General features: G+C 74.8%; 19 protein-coding genes and 1 pseudogene. 8 read left to right on the plus strand and 12 right to left on the minus strand.

Annotated elements, in window-relative coordinates; translation table 11 throughout:
• Positions 1-235, plus strand: a pseudogene (locus G9H71_RS14150) (hypothetical protein); the annotation flags it as partial.
• Here the strand turns inward: G9H71_RS14150 and G9H71_RS14155 are convergent.
• From G9H71_RS14155 to G9H71_RS23840, 5 genes are all read right to left on the minus strand, one after another.
• Positions 219-1,277 carry a M28 family peptidase gene (locus tag G9H71_RS14155; protein ID WP_331273000.1) on the minus strand — a complete coding sequence of 353 codons (1,059 nt, stop codon included), beginning with the start codon at positions 1,275-1,277 and terminating at the stop codon, positions 219-221. The pseudogene G9H71_RS14150 and the gene G9H71_RS14155 overlap by 17 nt on opposite strands.
• Positions 1,278-1,541: 264 nt before the next feature.
• On the minus strand, positions 1,542-2,663 hold the full coding sequence (locus G9H71_RS14160; RefSeq protein WP_166282937.1) for a GuaB3 family IMP dehydrogenase-related protein: 1,122 nt from the start codon (positions 2,661-2,663) through the stop codon (positions 1,542-1,544).
• A gap of 40 nt (positions 2,664-2,703) precedes the next feature.
• Positions 2,704-4,230 (minus strand): IMP dehydrogenase, encoded by a 1,527-nt coding sequence (gene guaB / locus G9H71_RS14165; protein ID WP_196792104.1) that lies wholly within the window; start codon positions 4,228-4,230, stop codon positions 2,704-2,706.
• A 187-nt stretch (positions 4,231-4,417) separates the two neighbouring features.
• Positions 4,418-5,026 carry a response regulator transcription factor gene (locus G9H71_RS14170; RefSeq protein ID WP_166282941.1) on the minus strand — a complete coding sequence of 203 codons (609 nt, stop codon included), beginning with the start codon at positions 5,024-5,026 and terminating at the stop codon, positions 4,418-4,420.
• 274 nt (positions 5,027-5,300) lie between these two features.
• Entirely contained in the window at positions 5,301-6,353 is a 1,053-nt protein-coding gene (locus tag G9H71_RS23840) for a MerR family transcriptional regulator (protein ID WP_231134832.1), read from the minus strand.
• 125 nt (positions 6,354-6,478) lie between these two features.
• Between G9H71_RS23840 and G9H71_RS14180 the strand changes: the two genes are divergently transcribed.
• A complete protein-coding gene (locus G9H71_RS14180) occupies positions 6,479-6,802 on the plus strand; it encodes a WhiB family transcriptional regulator (RefSeq protein WP_166282943.1) in 324 nt (107 codons plus the stop codon).
• Positions 6,803-6,915: 113 nt separating this feature from the next.
• Here G9H71_RS14180 and G9H71_RS24585 read toward each other — a convergent pair whose 3' ends face one another.
• From G9H71_RS24585 to groES, 3 genes are all read right to left on the minus strand, one after another.
• Complete coding sequence (locus G9H71_RS24585; RefSeq protein ID WP_331273001.1) at positions 6,916-8,448, minus strand: D-alanyl-D-alanine carboxypeptidase family protein; 1,533 nt, start codon at positions 8,446-8,448, stop codon at positions 6,916-6,918.
• Between the two features lie 290 nt (positions 8,449-8,738).
• Positions 8,739-10,361: a chaperonin GroEL gene (groL, locus tag G9H71_RS14190; protein ID WP_166282945.1), complete on the minus strand. Its 1,623-nt coding sequence runs from the start codon at positions 10,359-10,361 to the stop codon at positions 8,739-8,741.
• Between the two features lie 180 nt (positions 10,362-10,541).
• Positions 10,542-10,856, minus strand: a complete 315-nt coding sequence (gene groES / locus G9H71_RS14195) for a co-chaperone GroES (RefSeq protein ID WP_166166520.1) — start codon at positions 10,854-10,856, stop codon at positions 10,542-10,544.
• A 284-nt stretch (positions 10,857-11,140) separates the two neighbouring features.
• Here groES and G9H71_RS14200 point away from each other — a divergent pair, with 284 nt between their 5' ends.
• The 3 genes from G9H71_RS14200 to G9H71_RS14210 all read left to right on the plus strand — a co-directional run bounded on the left by G9H71_RS14200 (position 11,141) and on the right by G9H71_RS14210 (position 15,973).
• Entirely contained in the window at positions 11,141-12,781 is a 1,641-nt protein-coding gene (locus G9H71_RS14200) for a GntP family permease (protein ID WP_166282947.1), read from the plus strand.
• Between the two features lie 136 nt (positions 12,782-12,917).
• Entirely contained in the window at positions 12,918-14,360 is a 1,443-nt protein-coding gene (gndA, locus tag G9H71_RS14205; RefSeq protein ID WP_331273002.1) for an NADP-dependent phosphogluconate dehydrogenase, read from the plus strand.
• On the plus strand, positions 14,357-15,973 hold the full coding sequence (locus G9H71_RS14210; protein ID WP_331273003.1) for a gluconokinase: 1,617 nt from the start codon (positions 14,357-14,359) through the stop codon (positions 15,971-15,973). The genes gndA and G9H71_RS14210 overlap by 4 nt, the downstream gene beginning before the upstream one ends.
• A 90-nt stretch (positions 15,974-16,063) precedes the next feature.
• On the opposite strand, the gene G9H71_RS14215 is transcribed toward G9H71_RS14210, so the two are convergent.
• The 3 genes from G9H71_RS14215 to G9H71_RS14225 form a co-directional block, all read right to left on the minus strand.
• Positions 16,064-16,936 (minus strand): aldo/keto reductase, encoded by an 873-nt coding sequence (locus tag G9H71_RS14215; protein ID WP_166282951.1) that lies wholly within the window; start codon positions 16,934-16,936, stop codon positions 16,064-16,066.
• Between the two features lie 89 nt (positions 16,937-17,025).
• Complete coding sequence (locus tag G9H71_RS14220) at positions 17,026-18,669, minus strand: TolB-like translocation protein (RefSeq protein ID WP_166282953.1); 1,644 nt, start codon at positions 18,667-18,669, stop codon at positions 17,026-17,028.
• Positions 18,666-20,318 (minus strand): hypothetical protein, encoded by a 1,653-nt coding sequence (locus G9H71_RS14225; protein ID WP_166282955.1) that lies wholly within the window; start codon positions 20,316-20,318, stop codon positions 18,666-18,668. Before G9H71_RS14225 ends, G9H71_RS14220 begins: the two co-directional genes overlap by 4 nt.
• A 167-nt stretch (positions 20,319-20,485) precedes the next feature.
• Here G9H71_RS14225 and G9H71_RS14230 point away from each other — a divergent pair, with 167 nt between their 5' ends.
• Both G9H71_RS14230 and G9H71_RS25145 read left to right on the plus strand, forming a co-directional pair.
• Positions 20,486-21,646, plus strand: a complete 1,161-nt coding sequence (locus G9H71_RS14230) for a class I SAM-dependent methyltransferase (protein ID WP_166283015.1) — start codon at positions 20,486-20,488, stop codon at positions 21,644-21,646.
• On the plus strand, positions 21,643-23,271 hold the full coding sequence (locus tag G9H71_RS25145) for an FUSC family protein (RefSeq protein WP_166282957.1): 1,629 nt from the start codon (positions 21,643-21,645) through the stop codon (positions 23,269-23,271). Before G9H71_RS14230 ends, G9H71_RS25145 begins: the two co-directional genes overlap by 4 nt.
• A gap of 4 nt (positions 23,272-23,275) precedes the next feature.
• On the opposite strand, the gene G9H71_RS14240 is transcribed toward G9H71_RS25145, so the two are convergent.
• Positions 23,276-24,871, minus strand: a complete 1,596-nt coding sequence (locus G9H71_RS14240; RefSeq protein ID WP_166282959.1) for an alkaline phosphatase D family protein — start codon at positions 24,869-24,871, stop codon at positions 23,276-23,278.
• 186 nt (positions 24,872-25,057) lie between these two features.
• On the opposite strand from G9H71_RS14240, the gene G9H71_RS14245 reads away from it, so the two are divergent.
• The gene (locus G9H71_RS14245; protein WP_166282961.1) at positions 25,058-26,635 is read left to right on the plus strand and encodes an alkaline phosphatase D family protein; all 1,578 of its coding nucleotides are present in this window, start codon (positions 25,058-25,060) and stop codon (positions 26,633-26,635) included.
• Positions 26,636-26,779 lie beyond the last annotated feature (144 nt).

The following is a 26,779-nucleotide window of genomic DNA, read 5'->3' on the forward strand; positions in this document are numbered from 1 at the left end:
GCTGATCGCCCACTCGCTGGGCAACTTCGTCTTCGACATGGACTTCTCGCGGGAGACGATGGAAGGCGCGTTCCTGGAACTCACGTTCTGGGGTGAGGACGTCAAGGCCGCCGACCTCGTCCCCTACCGCATGGACTCGCGCTTCCGCCCGCAGGCCGTGCGCGGCGCCGCCGCCCGCGACGTGCTCGCGCCGGTGTGGGAGGAGAGCGGGGCGCCGTTCAACGCAGGCCGCTGAGCCACTCCCAGGCGATTCGCGCGGAGCGGCCGAGCTGGCCCGCCCGGATGTAGCGCGTCGTGTCGTCCGCCGAGTGGTAGCCCGCCCACGAGGTGCTGCCGAGCCGCGCCGCCGGGATGTCGGCCTTCTCGAACGACCAGTGGTCCGAGGAGCGGTTCTGCCCGCAGGACGTCGTCGGGACGTCGGCTCGCTCGGCCGCCCGCAGCAGCTGCCGCGCCACGACGCCGCCGGCCAGCCCGCCGTCGCACACCGGCACGACCGAGCCCACCCCCACCCGGTCGAGCGCGAGCATGGCCCGCACCGCGTCGCGCTGCGCCGCCGGCATCCGGTCCACCTGCACCCGCGAGCCGTAGTGGTGGCGCGAGTCCCCGGGCCCGCGCGGCTCCTCGGCGCCGTAGACCACCAGCATCACCGGGACCGCCGGCGGCTCCGCGGCGGCGAGCCGGGCGAGCTCGAGCAGCACGGCGACGCCCGAGCCGTTGTCCTCGGCGCCGGGCGACTGCGGGACGGTGTCCAGGTGCGCGCCGACGACGACGTGCGGTTGCTCGGGGTCGAAGCCCGGCCGGGTGGCGACCAGGTTGAACGTCTCCCCCGCGTCGACCGGGACGCCCCACGACACGCCGGCCGGCACGGAGAGCCCCTGCCGCGCGACCTGCCAGCCGTCGTCCTCGAGCCGGCCCTGGACGTACGCCGCGGCCCGCCGGAACGCCCCGCCCGTCGCCTCGCGCGGTCCGAAGGACTGCAGCCGCTGCACCGTCGCGAACATCGCGTCGGGCGCGACCCGGGCCGGGGCCGGCGGGGCGCTCGGGGGCGCGGTCAGGGAGGGCGACCCGGTCGGGGCGGGCGACACGCCCGGGGAGGCGGTGGACGGCGGGGCGGTCGGCGCGGAGGGGGTGTCCGAGGGGCTGTCCGTGGGCGCCGCCGTCAGCTCGGCGGAGGCTCCCGCCTCTGCGGACGCGCTCGCCGGCACGGAGGGCGGGGTTGCCGCCGGCTGCGCGCCGCCGGAGCCCGTGCTGCAGCCGGTCGCCGCGACGAGCGTCACCAGCGCCGCCGCGCCGAGGCGGCGTACGCGAGGGAGAGGCTCGGGTAGGCAGGGCCCCGACGACGCATCCCCGGCCCGACGGGGCCCTGCCTGTCCGATGGCCGGCGCCGCCCGGCGCGGGGCCGCTGGCGCTCGACCGTCGACCCTGACGAGACCCCCGTGACCGTCAGAGGGCAAGAAATTTACCCGACGGAACCTTTCGACCCCACGCGTTTGTACGAACACATTCTGACAACGCGCGAGGTGCCCGGATCGTGCAGGCAATCAGCCGCGGGAGTACGGCGCGACCGCGACCTCGACCCGCTGGAACTCCTTGAGGTCGGAGTAGCCGGTCGTCGCCATCGCCCGGCGCAGCGCACCGATGAAGTTCAGCGAGCCGTCGGAGGTGCTCGACGGGCCGAGCAGGATCTCCTCGAGCGAACCGACGGTGCCGACGTGCTGGCGGCGCCCGCGCGGGAGCTCGGCGTGCGAGGCCTCCGAGCCCCAGTGCCACCCGCGGCCCGGAGCCTGCGTGGCGCGCGCGAGCGGGCTGCCCATCATGACCGCGTCCGCGCCGCACGCGATCGCCTTGGCGAGGTCGCCGCTGCGCCCGACGCCGCCGTCGGCGATGACGTGCACGTAGCGGCCGCCCGACTCGTCCATGTAGTCCCGGCGCGCCGCGGCGACGTCGGCCACTGCGCTCGCCATCGGCACCGCGACGCCGAGGACCGAGCGCGTCGTGTGGGCCGCGCCGCCGCCGAACCCGACCAGCACGCCCGCCGCGCCCGTACGCATCAGGTGCAGCGCCGCCTGGTAGGTCGCGCAGCCGCCCACGACGACCGGGACGTCGAGCTCGTAGATGAACTGCTTGAGGTTGAGCGGCTCGGCCCGCCCGGAGACGTGCTCGGCCGAGACCGTCGTCCCGCGGATGACGAAGATGTCCACGCCCGCGTCGACCACGGTCTTCCACAGCTGCTGGGTGCGCTGCGGCGACAGCGAGGCGGCGACCGTGCTGCCCGATGCCCGCATCTGGGCAATGCGCTCGGCCACGAGGTCCGGCTTGATGGGCTCGGAGTAGAGCTCCTGCATCCGCCGGTTCGCCTCCTCCTCCGGCAGCGCGGCGATCTGCTCGAAGATCGGCTCCGGGTCGGCGTAGCGCGTCCAGAGCCCCTCGAGGTCGAGCACGCCGAGGCCGCCGAGCCGCCCGACGGTGCAGGCCGTGTCCGGGGACATGACCGAGTCCATCGGCGCAGCCATCACCGGCATCTCGAAGCGGTAGGCGTCGATCTGCCACGCGACCGAGACCTCTTCGGGGTCACGGGTGCGGCGGCTCGGGACGATGGCGATGTCGTCGAACGGGTAGCCGACCTTGCCGCGCTTGCCCCGCCCGATCTCGACCTCGGTCAACTGCAGTCCTCTTCTCCGGGGACCGGCGTCGGCAGGGCCGTCACCGTGATGTCGTGTAGTTCGGCGCCTCGACGACCATCTGGACGTCGTGCGGGTGGCTCTCGCGCAGGCCGGCGGGGGTGATGCGGATCAGCTGGCCGCGCTCCTTGAGCTCGGCCACCGTCCCCGCCCCCGCGTAGCCCATCGAGGCGCGCAGCCCGCCGACGAGCTGGTGCGCGACCGCGGACAGCGGCCCACGGTAGGGCACCTGGCCCTCGATGCCCTCGGGCACGAGCTTGTCGTCGGAGAGCACGTCGTCCTGGGCGTAGCGGTCGCGGCTGTAGGCCCGCCCGCCGGACTTGCCGCGCGACTCCATGGCGCCGAGCGAGCCCATCCCGCGGTAGCTCTTGAACTGCTTGCCCTGGATGAAGACGATCTCGCCCGGGCTCTCGGCGCAGCCGGCGAGCAGGCCGCCGAGCATGACCGTGTCGGCGCCGGCGACGAGGGCCTTGGCGATGTCCCCGCTGTATTGCAGGCCGCCGTCGCCGATCACCGGGACGCCCGCCGGCCCGGCGGCGAGGCTGGCCTCGTAGATCGCGGTGATCTGCGGGACCCCGACCCCGGCCACCACGCGCGTCGTGCAGATCGAGCCCGGGCCGACCCCGACCTTGACCGCGTCGGCACCGGCGTCGATGAGCGCCTGCGCGCCGGCGCGGGTCGCGATGTTGCCGCCGATGACCTCGACGCGGAAGTTGGCCTTGCACTTGGCGACCATGTCCAGCACGGCGCGGGAGTGCCCGTGGGCCGTGTCGACGACGAGGACGTCCACGCCGGCCTCGACGAGCAGCCCGGCCCGGACGAACGCGTCGTCACCGACGCCCACCGCGGCACCGACGCGGAGCCGGCCGCGGTCGTCCTTGGTCGCGAACGGGTGCTGCTCGCTCTTGACGAAGTCCTTGACCGTGATCAGCCCGCGCAGCTTGCCGGCGGCGTCGACGATCGGCAGCTTCTCGATCTTGTGCTGGCGCAGCAGCTCGAGCGCCTCGTCGTGGGTCACGCCGACGGGCGCCGTCACGAGCGGGGCCTTCGTCATCACGTCGCGCACCAGGCGCGTGCGGTCGCGCTCGAAGGCCATGTCGCGGTTGGTCACGATGCCGACGAGCAGGCCGGCGGCGTCGACCACCGGGAGCCCGGAGATGCGGAACCGGTTGCACACCTCGTCGACCTCGACGAGCGTCGCGTCGGGCCCGATGCAGACCGGCTGGGCGACCATGCCGGCCTCGCTGCGCTTGACCAGGTCGACCTGCTGGGCCTGCTCCTCGGCCGGGAGGTTGCGGTGCAGCACGCCGATGCCGCCCTGGCGGGCCATCGCGATCGCCATGCGCGCCTCGGTCACGGTGTCCATCGCGCTGGACACCAGCGGCAGGCGCACCGTGATGCCTCGCGTCAGGCGGGAGCTCGTGTCGACCTCGGCCGGCACCACGTCCGAGGACGCGGGAAGGAGCAGGACGTCGTCGTAGGTGAGGCCGACGGCCGCGAACCGGGCGGGCAGGCCCAGCGTCGTCTCGTCGGGAACGGGCTGGCCCATCGCGCCTCCAAGGGAGCGGTCACCGGTCGGGGGCACGCGACGCAAGCTGGCGGAGACCGCCGGGGTGCCGGCGCGGCTGACTGCCATCGTAGCCGCGCGCTGAAGCCCGGAACGACGACGGGACGTGCCCGCCGTCTCCCCCGTGGACGGCAGGCACGTCCCGTTGTCGTACGCGGGACTCCCCGGGCTAGTGCACGATCCCCTTGCGGAAGCCGAGCGCGACGGCGTGCGCACGGTCGGCCGCGCCGAGCTTGCGGAACAGCCGGCGGGCGTGGGTCTTGACCGTGTCCTCGGACAGGTAGAGCTCGCGCCCGATCTCGGCGTTGCTGCGGCCACGGCTCATGCCGTCGAGGACCTGCAGCTCGCGCTCGGTGAGCGACGGCAGGTCGGCGTCGACCGGCTTGCCGGCCGCGGGCGCGCGCCGGGTGGCGGCGTCGCTGAGCGCGGAGGCCACGGTCGCCGCGACCTCCTCACGGGAGGCGTCCTTGACCAGGTAGCCCCGGACACCGGAGGCGACGGCGCGCGCCACCCCGTCGACGTCCTCGGCCATCGTCAGCATGATCACGCTGGCGGTCGGGTCGGCGGCGAGGATGCGCCGCGCGGCCTCGATCCCGCCCAGCCCCGGCATGCGGACGTCGATGAGGACCAGGTCCGGACGCTCCCGGGACCAGCGGGCGAGCGCTTCCTCGCCCGAGCCCGCGACCACGACACGCTCGATCCCCGGCACGGACGCGACCCCGCGCCGGAGCGCCTCGCGGGCCAGCGGCGAGTCGTCGCACACCATGACGGTCGGCATCGACGTCCCCTTCTCTCGACCAGCGCCGCCCTGCTGGGCTGCGCGGCGAGGGCTCTCGTGCCTCCCGCCAAGAGAGCTTTCGGCAGATGTCACCCGTCAGTGGAGCCCTTCGGGCCCTTGGGCCCGTCAAGTTCGACCCTGGTGCCCAGCACGGGGGCCGCAGCCGGCCCGGGCCGCCGGAGGCCGGACCGCGCGACGGCCCGCAGGAGGCAGGCGCTGCCCGAGCGGCGGAGCGACGCCCGGGCGCGGCGAACGCCCTCGGAGGTGCCGCGCGTCAGGCCCGCTGCGCCGTGACCGCGCCGAGCACGGCCTCGACGGCGCCGGACAGCGAGCCGACGAGCTCGGCGCTGGGCGGGTACGGGCGCCCGGCCCAGCCGGGCCCGCCGAGCAGGGTGACGGCCGAGGGCCGCTGCACCGGCAGGCCGGCGAGCATGGCGGGGTCGGCGTGGACGGGCAGCGAGGCCCAGAGGAAGACGGCGACCGGGCCGGTGCGGCGTACGGCGTCGGACAGCGCCCGCGCCGGGACCTGCGCCCCGAGCAGCCGGGTGGCGACCGAGCGCTCGGCCAGCGCCGCCGCCAGCACGTGCAGCGGCAGCGAGTGCTGGTCGTGCTCACTGCAGGCGAGCAGCACCGGGCGCCCGTTCACCGGCGTCGTGACGGACTCGGGGTAGGCCCGCAGCGCCCCCATCACGACCTCGCTGAGCAGGTGCTCGACCTCGACGCCCTCGCCCGTCTCGGCCCAGCGGGCACCGATGCCCGCGAGCACCGGGGAGAGCAGGCCGTCCCAGGTCGAGACCACTCCACGGGCCTGCAGGCTCGCCCGCAGGATCTCGCGGCAGACGTGGGCGTCGAGCGCCATCGCCGCACGGGCGAGGCCGCGGGAGGCCGCGCTGCCGCCGGGAATGGCGAGCACGCGCCCGCCGCCCGGCGTGGCAGCGGACGTGGGAAGGGCGGCGGTGGGGACGCCGGAGCCCGCCGTCCGCAACCGGGTGACCTCGGCAGGCAGCGGGTGCGGGCGCTCGGGCTCCGGCGCGTGGGGCTGGGCCTCGCCCGCGCGTGCCAGCGCGATGGCGGCGGCCTCCGCGGGCGAGACGCCCTCGAGCGTCAGGCGCCGCATCAGCGTCAGCCGCGCGAGGTCCGCCGCGGTGTAGCGCCGGTGCGCCCCGGCCGTGTGCGAGGAGGGCCCGAGCCCGTACCTCCGGTCCCAGGTGCGCAGGGTCGCCGGCGCGACGCCCAGCCGCCGCGCGACGGCGGCCACGGTGAGCGCCGGCTCCGGGGCGTTCTGCACGCTCTGCGCCCCCTCGAAGTCGCCACTCGTCGGCCTCATGGTCGGAATCGTCCACCGGGTCGGGAGGGAGCGCCACCGGGAGGTGCTGAAGTAGCCTCGACGACGAGGGTTGAACCACTTGTGAAGCGGTATACGAGTACCAACGACTTCAGGAAGGCCCTGCCATGGCCGAGCTGTCCCGGCTACCCGGTCCCAACGCCGATCTGTGGGACTGGCAGCTGTCCGGAGCGTGCCGTCGCACCGACCCCGACGTGTTCTTCCACCCCGACGGCGAGCGCGGTCCGCGGCGACGGGCACGGGAGGCGGCGGCCAAGGCCGTCTGCGCCGCGTGCCCGGTCATCGCCCAGTGCGCCCGGCATGCGCTCGCGGTCCGCGAGCCCTACGGGGTCTGGGGCGGGATGTCGGAGGACGAGCGGGAGGCGGTGTACGCGGCGGCGGGCCATGGGCTGCCGGCCCAGGGCCGTCCCGCGGACTCCGCCGTCGCCTGACCCGCCCGGCCCACCGTCCCGCGCCGCTGCCCGAGCAGCGCACGCAGGAAGCAGGACGGCCGCCGCACCCTCGCAGGTGCGGCGGCCGTCCGTAGGTCGTCGCCGGGGCGGGCTCAGCCGCCGTACTCCCAGTGCCACGGCTCCGGGCGGCTGCCCGAGGCCTCGGCCCACGCCGGGTGGTACCACCCGTAGGTCGCCGCGTTGAGCACGAGCCACTCGTGCTGCGGCGTCCCGAAGTTCTCGACGCCGTCGCAGAGGTCCACCGCCACGCCCCACCCGTGGTTGGACGTGCCGGGGATGGCGGCGAGCGTGGGCTTGCGGACGTACAGGTCCTCCTGCATCGCCCGGTTGCGGTAGGAGTCGGTCATGCAGATCGGCGACCCGAAGACCGCGGCGTAGGCCTTGCTCATCGCCGAGAACGCGGCTGCGGCGTCGGCCCGCAGCAGGTGGCCCGGCGCGCCCCAGATCGAGCAGAGCGCGGTCAGCGGCAGCTGGCCGTTGGGGTAGCCGGACACGTCCTCGCCCGTGCAGCCGACGGCGCCCGCGTCGGGCAGGACCGCCTGCCCGGACGCGATGGCCTGGGCCTTCTGCAGGGCGGCGGTGCGCCGGCGCTGCTCGGCGACCGAGAGCGCCTGGGCGAGCTGGTCCGTCGTGCCGGTCGAGAGCAGCTTGGCCTGCAGCGCCGAGACCACCGTCCGCTGGCGGGCGACGAGCTCGTCGGCCTTCGCCTTGGCGGCCTTCTCGGTGGCCGCCGTCTCGGCGGCGGTCTTCGCCGTCGCGTCGGCCTTCTTCGCGGCGAGCTTCTCGCCCTCGATCGCGTCCTGCAGTGCGTCGAGCGAGGCGGCCTGGGCATCGGCGAGCACGTCGATGTCCGCGGCGCCGCGCAGGAAGTCGCTGGGGTTGTCGGCGCTCAGCAGCGCGCCCAGCCCGGAGCCGCGGGTGCCGAGGGGCCCGGCCCGGTAGGCGTCGGCGGCGAAGCGGTTGAGCTCGGTCTGCGCGCCGTCCGCAGCCTTCTGGGCGGCGGCGAGCTTCTTGCGGGCGTCCGCGTCGTCCGCGCGGGCGTCCGACGCGGTCTTCTTCGCCGCGGCGTGCGCCTCGAGCGCGCGTCGCGCCTCCTTGAGCAGCTCGGCGAGCCGGGCCGTCGCCGTCTCCAGCGACACGGTCCCCTCGTTGACCTCTCGGGCCAGCTCGGCCGCCTGCTCCGGCGAGAGCACCGGGACGGCGGGGGTGGCGGCCGGGGTCGGGGTCGCACCGGGCGACGCGGTCGCGCCGGGCGTGGCCGTGGCACCGGGGCTCGGCGTCGCGCCCGCGCTCGGCGTCGCACCCGGCTTCGCGGAGGCGCTCGCCTGCGGGCTCGCGCCCGGCTTCGGGGTCGCTGCCGGCTTCGGGGTGGCGCTCGGCGACGCGGTCGCGCTGGGCTTCGGCGCGGTGTCGTCGACCGGCACTCCGCCCGTCACGTCACCGAGGCCGCCGCCGGCGGTCGGGGCGGGTGCGGGAGCCGCGGGCAGGGCGGATGCCGCCGCCGGCCCAGGGACGGCCAGTGCGAGCGTCGCCGCCACCGAGGCGGCCAGGCCGACGGCCAGGGACACCTGCGGCAGCGCGCGCCGGGCCTGCCGAGCTGGCAGCCCGTAGGCGTCGCGACCCACCGGCCGGCCTCCCGTCATCGTCCCCGTGCCACCCGCTGCTCGTGCCCTACGCATCCGCTGGTTGCCTCCGACCGCTCGTCTCACCACGTCGCGGGACAACGCCCGCCAGGCTACCTGTGATCCCTGATTCGGCGAATACGTCGCAGGCCTGTAGCGGATTCTTCGGCTCTCCTCAGGCTCGCGTTCACCCCGGAGACACCGCAGGCCCGGCCGGGCGCCTCCGCAGAGGCGCCCGACCGGGCCGGGGACGTCCAGGTGTGCTCTGGTCCGTCCTTGCGGACGAGGAGGGGTCAGTGGCTGTGGCCGTGACCGTGGCCCGCCGCAGCCGCGGGAGCCTCCTCCTCCTTCTTCTCCACGACGAGGGTCTCCGTGGTGAGGATCATGCTGGCGATCGACGCGGCGTTGGTCAGCGCGGAGCGCGTCACCTTGACCGGGTCGATGATGCCGGCGCCGATGAGGTCGCCGTAGTCGCCGGTCGCGGCGTTGAGGCCGCTGCCGACCTCGAGACCGCGCACCTTCTCGACCGCGACGTAGCCCTCGAGGCCCGCGTTCTCGGCGATCCAGCGCAGCGGCTCGACGGCCGCGCGGCGCACGATGGAGGCGCCGACGGCCTCGTCGCCCTCGAGCTCGAGCGCGTCGACCGCGGTGGAGGCGTGGACGAGGGCCGAGCCGCCGCCGGCGACGATGCCCTCCTCGACGGCCGCGCGGGTCGCCGAGACGGCGTCCTCGATGCGGTGCTTGCGCTCCTTGAGCTCGACCTCGGTGGCCGCGCCGACCCGGATGACGCAGACGCCGCCGGCGAGCTTGGCGACCCGCTCCTGCAGCTTCTCGCGGTCCCAGTCGGAGTCGGTCGCCTCGATCTCGGCGCGCAGCTGGCGGACGCGGTCGGACACGGCGGACGCCTCGCCGGCGCCGTCGACGATCGTCGTCTCGTCCTTGGTGACGGTCACGCGCCGGGCGCGGCCGAGCACCTCGAGCCCGACCTGGTCGAGCTTGAGGCCGACCTCGGCGGCCACGACCTGGCCGCCGGTGAGCACGGCGATGTCCTCGAGCATGGCCTTGCGGCGGTCACCGAAGCCCGGCGCCTTGACGGCGACGGAGGTGAAGGTGCCGCGGATCTTGTTGACGACGAGCGTGGAGAGCGCCTCGCCCTCGACGTCCTCGGCGATGATCAGCAGGGGCTTGCCGGCCTGGACGACCTTCTCCAGGAGCGGGAGCACCTCGGAGACGGCGCTGACCTTGCCCTGGTTGATCAGGATGTAGGCGTCCTCGAGGACGGCCTCCTGGCGCTCGGCGTCCGTCACGAAGTACGGGGAGATGTAGCCCTTGTCGAACTGCATGCCCTCGGTGAACTCGAGCTCGGTGCCGAAGGTCTGGGACTCCTCGACGGTGATGACACCGTCCTTGCCGACCTTGTCGATCGCCTCGGCGATGATCGCGCCGATCTCGGGGCTCTGCGCGGAGACAGCCGCGACGCTCGCGACCTCCTCCTTGCCGGAGACCTCGCGCGCGACGTCGAGCAGGCGCGCGTTGACGGCCTCGACGGCCGTGCGCATGCCGCGGTTGAGGCCCGACGGGGTGGCACCGGCGGCGACGTTGCGCAGGCCCTCGCGCACGAGCGCCTGGGCGAGGACGGTCGCGGTCGTCGTGCCGTCACCGGCGACGTCGTTGGTCTTGGTCGCGACCTCCTTGGCGAGCTGGGCGCCGAGGTTCTCGTACGCGTCCTCGAGCTCGACCTCGCGGGCGATGGTCACGCCGTCGTTGGTGATGGTGGGGGCGCCCCACTTCTTGTCGATGACGACGTTGCGGCCCTTCGGGCCGAGCGTCACCTTCACCGCGTCCGCGAGCGCGTTGACGCCGCGCTCGAGCGCGCGACGCGCGTCATCCTCGAACTGCAGGAGCTTGGCGGCCATCCGGCCATCCTTTCCGTACACGTCACAACAGGGCGGCCGGCCCGCGACGGGGCCGGCAGGTGTGGCAGGCGGGCCGGGCCGGGGCCGGACGAGGAGCCCGACGAGGTCCCGGGGCGAGGCCCGAACCGACTGCGGCGACCGAGCAGGAACGCTCGATCGCCGCAGACGAGAGGGGGAGCCTTACTTCTCGACGATCGCGAGGATGTCGCGAGCGGAGAGGATGAGGTACTCCTCGTTGTTGTACTTGACCTCGGTGCCGCCGTACTTGCTGTAGATGACCACGTCACCGACCTTGACGTCGAGCGGCACGCGCTTGGCGCCGTCCTCGTCGAAGCGGCCCGGGCCCACCGCGAGGACAGTGCCCTCCTGCGGCTTCTCCTTGGCGGTGTCGGGGATGACGAGGCCGGAGGCCGTCGTCTGCTCCGCCTCGAGCGCCTGGACGAGGATGCGGTCCTCGAGCGGCTTGATGGTGACCTTGGAAGCGGTCGTCGTCACGTCTGCGACCTCCCGGATCGTGAGAGACGTCCTGCACGGATCTGCACTGTGCTCTGAACGCACTGCGTTGGGGGGCGGGCGAGTCGGCACGCCGTCGCGGGGGTCGGGCCTCGTCGCTCGCTGGCACACTCACCAGGAGAGTGCCAACACGAAGACTAGGAGGCTGCCTGGCACTCGGTCAAGGCGAGTGCCAGAAGTAGGCCGACGGCGTGATCCGCGCGGGCTCCGGGGTAGCAACCCGTGGGCCGCTCCGGCCCTCGGTCCGGCGAACGGGAGTGCACGCCATGGTTCCAGCAGCGCTCGGCGCGGCCGTACAGCAGACGCAGCTGCTCGCGGCGGACGGCGACGTGCAGACGTCGGCGAGCGACAGCCGCCTCGTAATCGCCGCCCTGGTCGGCATCGCGGTGATCGTGGTGCTGATCACCGTGGTGAAGCTGCACCCGTTCCTCTCGCTGACCCTGGGCTCCGGGGTGCTGGCCCTGGCCGCCGGCATCCCGTTCGCCGACACGTTCGCCAGCTTCACCTCCGGGCTGGGGTCGACCGTGTCCGGCGTGGGCGTGCTCATCGCCCTCGGCGCGATCATCGGCAAGCTGCTCACCGACAGCGGCGGGGCCGACGAGATCGTCGACACGATCCTGGCCCGCACGAGCACGGCGCGGCTGCCGTGGGCGATGGCGCTGATCGCGTTCGTGATCGGCATCCCGCTCTTCTTCGAGGTCGGCGTCGTCCTCATCATCCCGGTCGTGATGCTGGTCGCCCGGCGCGCCCAGCAGTCGCTCATCCGGGTCGGCATGCCGGCGATCGCGGGCCTCTCCGTCCTGCACGGGCTCGTGCCCCCGCACCCGGGGCCGCTGATCGCCATCGACGCCCTCGACGCCAACCTCGGCCTCACCCTCGGCCTCGGGCTGCTCGTCGCCGTGCCGACGCTGATCGTCTCCGGCCCGCTGCTCGTCCCCGTCATGGAGCGCTGGGTCCAGCTCCCGCCGCCGCCGGCGCTCGCGGGGGCCGCCGGCGCCGGTACGCGCCCCACCCGCGAGCGCGAGACGGCGCTGGCCCGCGGCGGGCGCGGCGAGGACGACCTGGTCACCCCGCGCGACATCTCCGGCAACCCCGCGGCGACGCCGGGCGGCTCCAGCGGCTCCAGCGGCCCCAGCGGCGGGGGTGGCACCGGTGCTGCGGGTGTCACGGGCGCAGGCGCGGCCCGCGAGGCCGGGAGCACCGTCACCGCGGAGGACGCCGCCGAGCCCGCCCCCGGCCGGCGGCCGAGCTTCGGCGTCACGCTCTTCACGATCCTGCTGCCGGTCGTGCTCATGCTCGGGCGCACGCTGGCCGAGTCGGTGCTCGACGAGGACACCCGGCTGCGGACGTCGCTGGAGTTCATCGGCAGCCCGCTCGTCGCGCTCCTCGCGACCGCCCTCGTCGCGCTGGTCACGCTCGGGGTCACCATCGGGCGGGACCGCTCGACGCTCTCGCGCGCCGTCGACTCCTCCTTCACCGGGATCGCGAGCATCCTGCTCATCGTCGGCGCGGGCGGCGGCTTCAAGCAGACCCTGGTCGACTCGGGGGTGGCCGACGTCGTGGCCAGGGCGGCCGAGGACACCTCGCTCTCGCCGCTCGTCACCGGCTGGCTGATCGCGGTGCTCATCCGCCTGGCGACCGGCTCGGCGACGGTCGCGACGATCACGGCGGCCGGGATCGTCGCCCCGCTGGCCGCGGACCTCAGCGACACCCATGCCGCGCTGCTCGCGCTCGCGGTCGGCGCCGGCTCGCTCTTCCTGTCCCACGTCAACGACGCCGGCTTCTGGCTCATCAAGGAGTACTTCGGCATGACCGTGGGGCAGACGTTCAAGACGTGGTCGTTCCTGGAGTGCGTGATCTCGACGGTCGCCCTGGTGGTCATCCTGCTGCTCAGCCTGGTCCTATGACCGGCCCCTCGAATTCGTCGGGAGGACTTAACGAATTGGCCCCGGCTGTGGTGTGATCTTGGCGGCGCCGGCGCCGGCCGCACAGCCTCCGGCCGTCGCCTCCCCGAGCACCATCCACCGTCGAATGGAGCCTGTCGTGAGCCCGCAGCCGTCCGCCCAGATCGGGGTCACCGGCCTCGCCACCATGGGGCACAACCTGGCCCGCAACCTCGCCCGCCACGGGTTCTCCGTCGCGCTGCACAACCGCACGCAGGAGCGGGTCGACGCGCTCGTCGCCCAGCACGGGGACGAGGGCACGTTCGTGCCGGTGTCGTCGCTGGAGGAGCTGGCCGCGGTGCTCGAGCGCCCGCGCCGGGTGCTCGTGATGGTCAAGGCCGGGCCGGCGACCGACGCGGTGATCGACGACCTGGCGGGCGTGCTCGAGCCCGGCGACATCGTGATCGACGGCGGCAACGCCCACTTCGCCGACACGCGCCGCCGGGAGGCAGCGCTCAAGGAGAAGGGCATCCGGTTCTTCGGCGTCGGCGTGTCCGGCGGCGAGGAGGGCGCGCTCAACGGGCCGAGCATCATGCCGGGCGGCGACCGGGAGGCCTACCAGGCCCTCGCGCCGATGCTCGAGGCCATCGCGGCCCAGGTCGGCGGCACGCCGTGCTGCACCTACATCGGGCCCGACGGCGCCGGCCACTTCGTCAAGATGGTGCACAACGGCATCGAGTACGCCGACATGCAGCTCATCGCGGAGGCGTACGACCTGCTCCGCTCGGCCCTCGACGAGACGCCTGCCCAGCTCGCCGACGTCTTCGAGACGTGGAACTCGGGGGACCTGGAGTCCTTCCTCATCGAGATCACGGTCCGGGTGCTGCGACACGTCGACGGGGCCACCGGACGCCCGTTCGTCGACGTCGTCGTCGACGAGGCCGAGCAGAAGGGCACGGGCTTGTGGACGGTGCAGACCGCCCTCGAGCTCGGCGTGCCCGTCTCGGGAATTGCTGAAGCCGTCTTCGCCCGCGGGGTGTCGAGCCACAGCGGGCAGCGCGAGCGCGCCCGCGGCCTGCTCCCCGGCCCGGCGGGCCGCCCGCACGTCGACGACCGCGACGCGTTCGTCGAAGACGTGCGCAAGGCGCTCTACGCCTCCAAGCTCGTCGCCTACGCCCAGGGCTTCGACATGATGCGGTCGGCGAACGAGCGCTACGGGTGGGACATCGACCGCGGCGCGGTGGCGACCATCTGGCGCGGCGGCTGCATCATCCGGGCACGGTTCCTCGACCGCATCCGCGAGGCGTACGACCGGGAGCGCGAGCTGCCCAGCCTGCTCTTCGACGCGTACTTCACCCAGGCGCTCGTGGACGGGCAGGAGGCGTGGCGCCGCGTCGTGTCGCTCGCGACCGCGTCCGGCGTGCCCGTCCCCGGCTTCTCCAGCGCCCTCGCCTACTACGACGCGCTGCGCGCCGACCGGCTGCCGGCCGCGCTGATCCAGGGCCAGCGCGACCTCTTCGGCGCCCACACCTACCGCCGCGTCGACCGGCCGGGCAGCTTCCACGCGGGCTGGTCCGGCGACGGCCAGGAGGAGGAGCGGTGACAGCAGAACCCGGGATCCTGAACGCGAGTGCAGGGGTCATCGACGTCGTCCTCGGCGTCGATCTCGGCACCACGGCCACGAAGGTCGTCGCGTTCGACGTGCACGGGCAGGAGCATGCCTCGTCCTCGGCGGGCTACCCGCTGCTCGAGCCGTCCCCGGGCGAGGCCGTGCAGGACCCCGCCGAGATCACTGCGGCGGCGCTGCGGGCGATCCGCGCGGTCACGGCGGAGCTCCCGCCGGGCGCCGTGGTCCGGGCCGTGAGCTTCAGCTCCGCGCTGCACAGCCTGGTGGGCGTGGACGCCGACGGCGTGGCCCTGACGCCGTCGATCACGTGGGCGGACATCCGCGCCAACAAGCAGGCCGACCGGCTGCGCACGTCGGGCAAGGGGCTCGAGCTACAGCTGCGCACGGGCACGCCCACCCACCCGATGTCACCGCTGACCAAGCTCATGTGGTTCCGGGAGGAGGACCCGGAGCTGCACGCACGGGTGGCCACCTGGGCCGGCATCAAGGAGGTCGTGGTCCACGCGCTGACCGGCGAGTGGGTGACGGACCATTCGGTGGCGTCGGCGACCGGGCTGTTCAACCTGCGCTCGCGCAGCTGGGACCGCGAGGCGCTCGAGCTGGCCGGGGTCGGGCCCGAGCGCCTCCCCCGGCTGGTCGCGACGACGTACGCCGGGCTGCGCCCGCTGCCGGCGGTCGCCGCCGAGCTCGGCCTGCCCGCCGACGTCCCGCTGGTCGTCGGCGGCGGCGACGGCCCGCTCGCCAACCTCGGCATCGGGGCGGTCAAGCCGGGCGTCGCCGCATGCTCGGTCGGCACCAGCGGCGCGCTGCGCGTCGTCGTGGAGAGCCCGTCGGTGGACCCGCAGGGGCGCGTGTTCTGCTACGCGCTCACCGAGGACCGTTGGGCGGTCGGCGGGGCGATCACCAACGGCGGCGTGGCGGTCAGGTGGGCGGGCGACACGATGGCCCCCGAGCTCGAGGAGCTGGCGCCCGAGCTCGGCGACTCCCCCGTCGAGCCGGTCCTCGACCTGGCCGCCTCGGTCCCGCCCGGGTGCGGCGGGCTCGTGATGCTGCCGTACCTCCTCAGCGAGCGGGCGCCGCACTGGACGTCGGTGCCGTCGGCGGCGTACGTCGGGCTGACCCGTGCGCACGGGCGGGCGCACCTGGTCCGCGCGACGCTGGAGGGGATCTGCCAGCAGCTGGCGCTGGTGCTGGACTCGATGCGCGCCGCGGGCAACGAGGTCCACGAGGTGCGGGCGACGGGCGGCGTCTTCGCGAGCCGGCTGTGGCGGCAGACGCTCGCCGACGTGCTCGGCATGCCCGTGTCGTTCGCCAAGGGCCACGAAGGCTCGAGCTTCGGGGCCGCGCTGCTCGGCATGCAGGCGGTCGGCCTCGTGGAGTCGGTCGACGCCGCCGAGGCGCTGATCGAGATCGAGGAGGTCGTCGCCCCCGACCCGGCCGCCGTGTCGGTCTACGCCACGCTGCGCCCGCTCTACTCGGAGGTCTACGCCGCCCTGCTCCCGGCCTTCGCGCGCATCCGCGAGCTCGAGGAGTCGCTGCCGCTGGCGTACTCCGAGCCGGCCGAGCCGCAGGAGCTCGCCGAGGACTGACGACGGCCCCGGCCGGGAGGGGTGGTCAGTCAGTTGGCCGTGCCGGCTGCTCCAGCAGCCGCCACGGCCAACTGATCATGCGAGCGTCGGTCAGCCGGCGGCCTTCGTCAGCGTCTCGTACTCCTCGTCGGTCAGCTCGAGCGCGCCGGCCGCGAGGTTCTCCTCGAGGTGGGCGACCCGCGAGGTGCCGGGGATCGGCAGCATGACCGGCGAGCGGCGCAGCAGCCACGCCAGCGCGAGCTGCGCGGGCGTTGCGCCGTGCTCCTTGGACGCCGCGTCGAGCGGGCCGCCGGGGGCCGCCAGCTGGCCGGTCGCGATCGGGAACCACGGGATGAAGCCGAGGCCCTCGCGCTCGGCGTAGTCCAGGACCTCCTCGGACTGCCGGTTCGCGAGGTTGTAGAGGTTCTGCACGCTCACGACGTCGACGACCTTGCGGGCCTGCTCGATCTGCGCCACCGACACCTCGGACAGGCCGATGTGCCGGATCTTGCCCTCCTGCTGCAGGAGCCCCAGCTCGCCGAGGGACTCCTCGAGCGGCACCTTCGGGTCGATGCGGTGCAGCTGGTAGAGGTCGATGCGCTCGAGGCCGAGGTGGCGCAGCGAGAGCTCGGCCTGCTGGCGGAGGTACTCCGGGCGGCCCACCGGCCGCCAGTCGCCCGGGCCGGAGCGGGTCAGTCCGCCCTTGGTGGCGATGACGACGTCGTCGGCGTACGGGTGCAGCGCCTCGCGGATGATCTGCTCGGACACGAACGGGCCGTAGGAGTCCGCCGTGTCGATGAAGGTGACGCCCAGCTCGACCGCGCGGCGCAGGACGCGTGCGGCCTCGGCGCGGTCGCGGGGCTCGCCCCAGATGCCCTCGCCGGTGATCTGCATGGCGCCGTAGCCGAGGCGGTTGACCGGCAGGTCGCCGCCGATGCTGAACGTCCCGCTCTGCGCGGCTGGCTGGGAGGTCTCGACGGTCATGCTCGCCTTCTCTGTTGAAGCACGTGTACGCCTGGGGCCAACCCGGCATCCCTGCTGTGGCTTCCCCCGCGGCGCCGACTCGCGTCGCTTCAGCTCACGGCGGACACGCGGACGGCGCTGCTCGTCCCCGCGTCGAGGGTGCGGGTGGCGGGCCGGACCACCCGCCAGGTGCCCGCCGCGTCGAAGCGCGCTGACGTGGCGAACCGGCCCCGGCGCACGGCGGCGGTGCCGACCTGCGTCCACCGGGTGCCGACCCTGCGCTGCACCAGCACGCGGCCCCCGTCGGGGCCGCGGACGGAGCCGCGCAGCCGGACGTCGCTCCCGGCACGGGTCGCGGAGAGGAAGACCGCGGAGGCCACGCGCACCCGGCGCGGCTTGCTCGCCACCCCCGCCACCACCGCACGGAGCACGGTCGTCTCGCGCAACGGCAGCTCGACGGTCGCGTAGCCCCGCTCGAGCGGCACGTCCGCCACGGTCGTCCATCCGGCGGGCCGGCGCTCCTGCACCTGCACCTGCCCGTCCGAGCTGCCCGGCGTCGCCAGGTCGACGCCGACGGAGGTGAGCGCGCGCTGCCCGAGCACCAGCCGGCCGTACACGTCGAGCGTGACGCGCTCCACCCGGGCACGCAAGGTCCAGGGCGCCGGGAGCGGGCCGTGCCCGATCGCGAAGGCGAGGCCGAAGCCGCTCGCGGTGTGCGGGAGCTCCTCGAGGGCCCGGACGGGCTCACCGCCGCCCGTCGGCTTCAGCCACAGCTGCAACGGCCCGCTCGGCCGGACACCCGGCTCCGGCGCCGAGGAGCCTTCCGGCTCGGGCTCGCCGCCGCCGGTGGCATAGATGCCCTCCGGCGTGCCCTGCGCGAGGGACAGGTCCGTGACGAGCGGGAAGAGGTCGAAGCCGTCGACCGTCTGCACCGCGTCCGGGTTGCCCGACGACACGACCAGCCCGCCGTTCACGTCGAACGTCACGTCGCGGGCGTCGAACCCGCCGACGAGCTCGGTCCGCCCGGTGTCGAGCGTGAGCAGGGCGGCGCGGGTGCTGTCGGCCCACCGGCCCTGGCCACCGACGACGAGGCCCAGGGTCGCGGCGTCCGCCGACACCTCGATGTCGTGGACCGGGCCGGTCTGCACCGGCAGCCGGGAGGCGTTGCCCGTCGCCAGGTCGAGGGACCAGAGCTCGTCCGTCTCGGGCTCGTCCTCCTCCGGCGCCGGAGGGAGCACCGGGATGGGCACCGGCGGGGCCGGCCTGCCGGGCAGCGGGACGGCCGTCGAGCCGTCGTCGTAGTCCGGCTCCGGCTCGGGAGGGGCGTTGCGGGCGTAGTAGAGCCGGCTGCCGTCCGGGGAGAGCGCGGCGGCGGCGACACCGACGTGCAGGACGGTGCGGGCCGAGCCGGTGCGCGCCGTGGCGACGTGCACCCCGTCCGGGCCGGCGACCGCCAGCGTCGAGCCGTCGGCGCTCAGAGCGACCGACGTGCCCCCACCGACGTTCGCCAGCAGCTCGGTCGGCTGGGCGTCGTCGCGGAACGGCATCGCCCAGAGGCTGCCGTCCGCCTCGTACGCGATGTAGCCGTCGGCCGGCGGCTCGGCCGCCGCCCGAGCCGTGGCCGCGGCCGGGAGGAGCCCCGCCACCACGGCTGCGGCTATGCCGGCGGCGAGCGCCGCCCCGAGGGCGGGGCCGCGCCGCCCCCGGTCGAGCCGGGCGCTCCGCACGGGGTCGACGCCAGGGCCTCCGCTCACAGGACGACCGATTCGCTGAAACCGGCGTCATGTGTCGTGTCGGCGGGCCGGACGACCCGGTAGTACGCCTGGCCGGCGGCATCGACGCGGAGGGCGAAGCGCCCGTTGCGCACCGGCGCCGTCGCGACCGTGCGCCACACCGCCGGCACGGGCCGCCGACCGGGTCGGGCCTGCTCCGGCCGGACCAGGCGCTGGACCTGCACGCGTCCTCCGCGCGCACCCACCACGGTGCCGCGCAGCAGCGGCCGGTCGCCGGCGACGGGGTCGGTCAGCGTCACGACGTTGCGGACGGCCAGCGTCAGGTCCGCGCGCTCCTTGCCCGCCTGCAGCCGCAGCGTGGTGTAGCCCGTCACACGCGTCCTGATCCTCACCTGGCCGTCGAGCACCGGGAGCGTGCCCACGCGCCGCCACCGCCCGTCCTGCCAGCGGGACAGCACCACGTTCGCGAACCCGATCCCGCGCAGCGGGGCCTTGAAGTACACCGAGAGCGTGCTTCCGGCGTCGTGCACCCGGGCGGTGTCGCCCGCCAGGGGCTCCTCGCTCGCCGGATAGAGCGCGTCGACGGAAGCGCGCAGCCCGAGCGGAGCCGGCAGCGGGCCGTGGTTGACGGTCATCGCGGCGTAGGACGTGTCGACGCTCAGCGGCACGGGCGCGGAGCCGTCGGCCGGCGCCAGCATCAGGTCGGCGTCGAGGTCGTCCTCCCCGGCGACCTGCGCGTAGACCCCCTCGGAGCCACCCCCGACGACCACCGAGTCGACGTCCCCGGGAACGGCTCGCCGACCGTCCGCGGCCGCCGCGGCGACGAAGTGCGCCTCCTCGACGGCCATCCCGTCGCCGCCGCCGAACGCGACGAGCTCGCCCGCGGCCTCCGGCGCCGCGCCCGCGTTGGGGTAGGGCGCGTAGGGCGGCGAGGAGAAGGGCTGGGTGTAGTAGTCGTCGTCCCCGCGCATCGCCGTGAGCCAGACCCCGTCCCCCGGCCCGAAGGTGACCGACACCACGTCGGCCTCCGGCGGGCCGACCCGGGTGTCGGCGCCGGTGGCGAGGTCGACCACCCGGGCCTGCCCGCGGAAGAGGCCTCCGACGGCGTACAGAGAGACGCCCGAGGAGTAGGCGAGCCGGGCCCCGTCGCTGCTGATGTCCAGATCGGTGACGGGCCAGGACGGATCGACGACGGCGCGGATCGCGCCGGTGCGGAGGTCGAGCGCGCGGATGACGCCGTCGCGGCCCAGGTCGGCGTTCTCCGCGATGTAGAGCGTGCTGCCGTCCGGGGACAGCACGGCGGCGTCGACGCTGCGGTCGAGCACGCGCCGGACCGGGCCGCCGGCCGCCGGCGCCGCGAGCACCTCCGCGGCCCGGAGCAGGACGATGCGCGAGGCGTCCCGGCTCACCAGGGCCCGCGTGCCCGGGCCGGCGTTGTCCAGCAGCCGCCGCGGTGCCCCGCTGCCGTCGAGCCGCTGCGCCCAGACCGTCCCGGCGGCGTCCACCCAGGTCGCGAAGGCATCGGCCGGTGGGCCGACCCGGGCCACCCCGGCGGACGCCTGCTCCGGCAGGCCGGTGGTGAGCAGTGCGGCGGTCGCGGCCGCCGCCGCGAGCCGGGTGAGCCGGGCCAGTCGTGAGCTGGTGCTGGTGCTGGTGCTGGTGCCGCGCAACGCGCTTCCCCCCCGTCGGCCACGGCCCCCTGCCGCGGCGCTGCCCACATTCTGGCGGAGGGCACCGACGCCCCACCGGCGAGCCGCACGACATCACCCTGCGACGGGGCCGTCGTCGCGGGCTGCAACCATCTCCTGTCGTGCAGCCCGCCGACATCGAAGCCCTGATGTCGCCGCGGGGACGTGCCCTGCTGGCCGAGCTGCCGGCGTACGACGACACCGCGGCGCTCGCCATGGGCGAGCGGCTGCGGCGGCAGGGCTTCGAGCCGGCGCTGGTGGCGGCGGCGATGACGCAGGCCCGGCTGCGGGCGCGCGCCGTCGCGAAGCTCGGGCCGGACGCCGAGCGCCTGCTGCTCACCGCCGACGGGCTCGAGCAGGCGACGCGGCGCGAGGTGGCCGAGCGGCGGGCGGCACGCCTGGCCGCCGGCGGCGCGCGGCGGGTGGCGGACCTCGGGTGCGGGATCGGCGCGGACTCGCTGGCCTTCGCCCGGGCCGGGCTGCAGGTGCTGGCGGTCGAGCGGGACCCGGTCACGGCGGCCGTCGCGCGCGCGAACGCGGCCGCCGCCGGCCTCGCGCACCTCGTCGACGTGGTCGAGGGCGACGCGACGCAGGTCGGCCTCGACGGCTGCGACGCGGCCTACCTCGACCCGGCCCGGCGCGGGCAGGGGCGGCGCAGGTACGACCCGCAGCAGTGGTCCCCGCCGTGGGAGTTCGTCCGGCGCGTGGCCGGGCAGACCCCGCGGACGGTGGCGAAGGTCGCCCCGGGGATCGAGCACGCGCTGGTGCCGGCCGGGGCCGAGGCGGAGTGGGTGTCGGTGGACGGGGACGTCGTGGAGGCGGCGGTGTGGTTCGGCCCGCTGGCCGGCGCCTGGCCGCGCACGGCGACGCTGCTGCCCTCCGGCGCCTCCGTCTCCGGGCCGGCGACGAGCCCGCCCCCGGCCCGCGAGCCCGGGGCGTTCCTCTACGAGCCCGACGGCGCGGTGATCCGGGCGGGGCTGGTCGCCGAGGCGGCCCAGGAGGTCGAGGGCTGGCTGCTGGACCCGACGATCGCCTACGTCAGCGCCGACCGGCACCTGCCCACGCGGCTGATGACCGCGTACGTCGTCCACGAGTCGGCGCCGTTCTCGCTGCGGCGGGTGGCCGCGATGCTGCGCGCCCGCGGTGCCGGCGACGTCGTCGTGAAGAAGCGCGGCACCGCCGTCGTGCCGGAGAGCTTCCGCGCCCAGGTCCTGAAGTCGCTGCCCGAGCGCGGCCGCGGGCCGTCGGTGACGGTCGTGCTCACGCGGGTGCTGGGCGCCCACACGGCGCTGGTGGTCGAGCGGCTGTGAGGGGCCGGCTCGACCTGCTCGCCCGGGGCCTCTCGCTGCGCGGGCTGCTCGTGCTGCGCCCCGTCGACGCCGTCTGGGCCCCGGCGCTGCGGGCGGCCGTCGCCGTCGCGGTCCCGCTCGTCGTCCTGCTCGCTGTCGACCGCCTCGACCTCGCGGCCTGGGCCGGCTTCGGCGCGTTCAACGGGCTCTACGCCCGTGACGAGGCCTACCCCGCCCGCGCCCGGGTCCTCGCGGTCGTCGGAGCGGCCCTGGTGGCCGTCGTCGCCATCGGGTCCGCCGCCGGCGCCGCCGAGAGCGTGCTGCTGTCGTCGGTGACCGTCGGCGCCCTCGCGGCCGCCGGGACCGTGCTGTGCGCGGCGCTGCGGACCGGGCCCCCGGGCGCCCTCTTCCTCACCTTCGCCGGCGCCGCGAGCGCGGCCATCCCCGGCGAGCTCGCGGACGTCCCGCAGCGCGCGGCGCTGACCGCCGCCGCGGCGGCCGCCGCGTGGGCCGTCGGCATGTCCGGCTGGCTGGCCCGCCCGTACGCGCCGGAGCGGCTGGCGGTCGCGCGCGCCCTCGACGCGGTCGCCGCCCTGGCCGGCCCCGGCACGCCCGCTCCCGGCGCGCGGCACCGCGCCGCGCTCGCCGTGCAGCACGCATGGCAGCGCGTGGGCCGGCTGGAGACGCGACGGCGCGGGGGCGACGCGGTGGCCGCCCGGCTGCGGCCCGTCGTGGCGCGCGCCGAGACCGCGCTGCACGAGCCGCCCGCGCCGGAGCGCGCGTCCGCGATCCGCGAGGCGGCGCGCGCCCTGCGCCAGGGCGGGGACGCGCCGGCCCTCACGCCGCGCCCGGACGAGGCCGCCGAGCTCGAGGGCTGGTCGGTCGAGGGGATGTACGCCGCGGCCGGCGCCCCGTCGCGCCGCCGCCAGCTCCTCGCCCTGCTGCGTCGGCCCAGCGCGCTGCTCGAGCCGGCCGTCCTGCGGGTCCTGGTCGCCGTCACGCTCGCCGGGCTGCTCGCGCACGCGGTCGGGCTGGGGCAGACGTACTGGGCGGCGGTGGCGGCGGTGGCCGCGCTGCAGGCGCCGCACGCGGCCGCTGCGGTGGCCCGCGGCGTGCAACGCTCGATCGGCACGGCGGTCGGCGTCCTCGGGGCCGGGCTGCTGCTCGCGGTCGAGCCGGGGGCCGCGGCGATGGTGGCCTCGATCGTCGCCCTGCAGCTGCTGGCCGAGCTCTACGTCGCCCGCAACTACGCGCTCGCGATGCTCTTCATCACCCCGCTCTCGCTGCTGCTGACGGAGATCGGGCGGCACACGGGCACCGGTGAGCTCGTCCGCGACCGGCTCCTCGACACGGTCCTCGGCGCCGGGGTCGCGATCGTGTGCACGCTGGCCCTGGCCGACCGGCACGCCTCTCCGCGCCTGCAGGCCGCGCTCACCACCTGCCGCGCGGCGTACGACCGGGCCGCGCGCCCCGAGCCCGAGCAGGCCGATGTCGAGCAGCTGGCCCAGCGGCTGCTGGAGCTGCGGACGGCGTACGACGTCGCCGCCGGCGAGCCCGTGGCCGACGAGCTGCCGGCCGAGGAGGTGCTCGACCTGGAGCGCAGCGGGCACGAGCTGCTGGCGGCGTACGCCCGGCGCGGGCGCTGAGCGGCTACTGCGGCTGCAGGTCCACGCCCCACAGGCGCGTGCCCTCGAGGTCCTTGAGCGCCACCGACATCACGCGGCTGTCGGCGTCGATGTCGACCTGGCCGAAGAACTGGTAGCCCTCCATCGGGGAGGCGTTCACCACCGGGGGCGCAGAGTAGAACTCGACCTTCGGGCCGAACGTCGCGTCCATCGCGTTGGGGCCGAACGCCCCGGCGTTGAGCGGCCCGGAGACGAACTCCCAGAAGGGGTCGAAGTCCTTGAAGACGGCCCGCGCGGGGTCGTAGTGGTTGGCGGCGGTGTAGTGCACGTCCGCCGTGACCCAGACGACGTTCTTCACGCCGCGCCGCTTGATGCCGCTGAGCAGTTCGGCGATCTCGACTTCGCGTCCCTTCGGCACCCCGCCGTCCCGGTTGGCGATCGCCTCGATGTCGCGGCCGTCGGGCACGATGACGCCGATCGGCATGTCGGCGGCGATCACCTTCCACGTGGCCGTGGAGCGGGCGAGCTCACGCTCGAGCCAGCGCGCCTGCTGCCTGCCGAGGATGCCGTGCTCGGGGGCCGGGTCCAGGCCGGGGGTGTTCGCGTCGCGGTAGGTCCGCATGTCGAGCACGAAGACGTCGAGCAGCGGGCCGTACTCCTGCTTGCGGTAGACCCGGCCCATGCCGTCGGGCCCCTGCGGCGTGATCGGGACCCACTCGAACCACGCCTTGCGGGCGCGGGCGTTGAGCACGTCGACGCGGCGCTCGGTGTAGCGCGGGTCGGTGAGGACCTCGCCGGGATACCAGTTGTTCGTGGTCTCGTGGTCGTCCCACGAGTTCAGCTGCGGCACGTCGGCGAAGAACGCGCGAACGTTCGTGTCCATCATGTTGTAGCGGTACTGGCCGCGGTACTCGTCGAGCGTCTCGGCGACCTTGAGCTTCTCCTCGATGAGCACGTTGCGCCAGACGCGGCCGTCCGGCAGCACGACCGACTCCTGCAGCGGCCCGTCGGCATAGACGGTGTCGCCGCTGTGGATGAAGAAGTCGGGGTCGAGCTTGTGCATCTGCGCGAAGAGCCGCATGCCGTCGAGGTCGGGGTTGATGCCCCAGCCCTGGCCGACCATGTCGCCGGACCACAGGAAGCGCAGGTCCTGGGCGGCGGTGGGCGCGGTGCGGAAGGACCCGACGACCGGCTCGCTGCGCAGCGCGGCGTTGTCGAGGTCGGCGAAGGAGACGCGGTAGTAGTGCTGGCGTCCCGCCGCCAGCTTGCGCAGCCGCACCTTCGCGGTCAGGTCCGAGCCCGGCGTCACGACGGGCCCGTAGCGCAGCTCGGCGTCGCGGAAGGACGGGTCCCGCGACACCTCGACCAGCATGCGCGCGGGCCGGTCGGCACGCGCCCAGACGACCGCCTGGTCCGCCGTCACGTCGCCGGCCTGCAGCCCGTGCGAGACGACGGGGCGCCCGGCCCGGACGAGCGCCGGCGCGGCGTACGCGCGGGGCGCGGACGCCGGCAGCAGGCCGGGGACGGCGAGGGCGCCGGCCGTGACGGCCGATGCGCGCAGGAAGCCGCGCCGGTCGAGCGCGGAGAGGTCGGGACGGGAGGCGGTCGGCCGAGGCTCCATGCAGGCAGCCTGGCCCTGGCACGGCCGGTCGCGCGACGGACGACGGGCGAACGCTTCCCGAACGCAGGGTGACGGTATGCCCCAGCTTGCGGGGACAACGGGCTACCTGCTCGTCGCCAGGACGTGGGCCAAACGTCACTCGTTGCCCCTGGAACCGGTAGCGTCCGGCACGGTTCGCTCCTCGCCGTGACGACTTCTCCCTTCTCCCGCCGTTCCCTCCTCCTCGGTGGCGCGGCCGTCGGCACCGGCGCCGTCGTCGGCGGCCTGCTGCCCGGCACGTCCGCGCTCGCCGTCCCGAAGATCCGCCCGGGGCGCATGGCGTACCCCTTCACCCTCGGCATCGCCTCCGGCGACCCGTCCCCCGACGGCGTCGTCCTCTGGACCCGGCTCGCTACGGACCCGGTGGCCGAAGACGGCTTCGGTGGTCTGTCGAAGGACAAGTACGACGTCGAGTTCCAGGTCGCGGAGGACCTCGCGTTCAGCAAGATCGCCCGCCGCGGCACCAAGCACGCCCGCCGCGACGAGGGCTACGCCATCCACGTCGAGCTCACCGGCCTGCCCTCGGGCGCCGAGCTCTACTACCGCTTCCGCATCGACGAGCACATCTCCCCCGTCGGCCGCACGCTGACCGCGCCCGCGCTCGGCAGCAGCGTCGCGGCGCTGCACATGGCGTTCGCCTCGTGCTCGCGCTTCGAGACCGGCTGGTTCACCGCGTACCGCCACCTGGCCAACGAGATGCCCGACCTGGTGCTGCACCTCGGCGACTACAACTACGAGTACACGCAGTCGGGCAACACGACGCGGCGCATCCTCGGCCCGGAGACGCAGACGCTCGCGGGCTACCGGCAGCGGCACGCGCAGTACAAGACCGACCCGGACCTGCAGCTCGCGCACGCGAACTCGCCGTGGGTCGCGGTGAACGACGACCACGAGGTCGAGAACAACTGGGCCGGCGACGTCAGCGAGAACGCCGGCGACACGACCGAGTACTTCCGCCAGCGCCGTGCGTGGGCGTACCAGGCGTACTACGAGAACATGCCGTTCCGCCGCGCCTCCACGCCCAAGGGCCCGGAGATGCAGATCTTCCGCCGGCTCGCGTGGGGCGACCTGGCGACGTTCCACATGCTCGACACGCGCCAGTTCCGCGACGACCAGGCGTGCGGCGACGGCACCCGCACCGGCTGCGCCGCGGCGCTCGACGAGAACCGCACGATCACCGGCGCCAAGCAGGAGCGCTGGCTGCTCGAGGGCCTGCACAAGCAGGCGTCGACGTGGGACGTCCTCGGCAACCAGGTCTTCTTCGCCCAGCGCGACAGCACGCTCGGCCCGGTCGAGTCCTACTCGATGGACGTCTGGGACGGGTACGTCGCCTCGCGCAGGCGCATCATGTCCGGCTTCGGCGGCACCGGCGCGGCGAACCCCGTCGTGCTCACCGGCGACGTGCACAGCAACTGGGCCAACGAGCTCAAGGCCGACTTCCGCAACCCGGACTCGAAGACGGTCGGCGTCGAGCTGGTCTGCACCTCGATCACCTCCGGCGGCAACGGCTCGGACATGACGACGGCCGGCCAGACCGCGCTCACCGAGAACCCGCACATCAAGTTCTTCAACTCCCAGCGCGGATACGTCTCCACCCGCTGGGAGCACGGCCAGATGCGCGCCGACTACAAGGTGGTCCCGTCCGTGACCGTGCCGGACGCGCCGGTCTCCACGCGCGCGTCGTTCGTCGTCGAGGCGGGGAACCCGAAGCTCAACCGCCTCTGACTTGACGGCCTCACGGGGCGCCTACTCACTACCCCGCTGATCAAGCAATGTTGGCGAGTTGTCCACAGTCACCAGCCGTGGACAACTCGCCAACTCTGCATGATCGTCGCGGAGGGTGGGGGCGAGCCCGGTGCGCGTTGCCGG

This window comes from Motilibacter deserti (assembly GCF_011250635.1).
GTDB classification, from domain to species: domain Bacteria; phylum Actinomycetota; class Actinomycetes; order Motilibacterales; family Motilibacteraceae; genus Motilibacter_A; species Motilibacter_A deserti.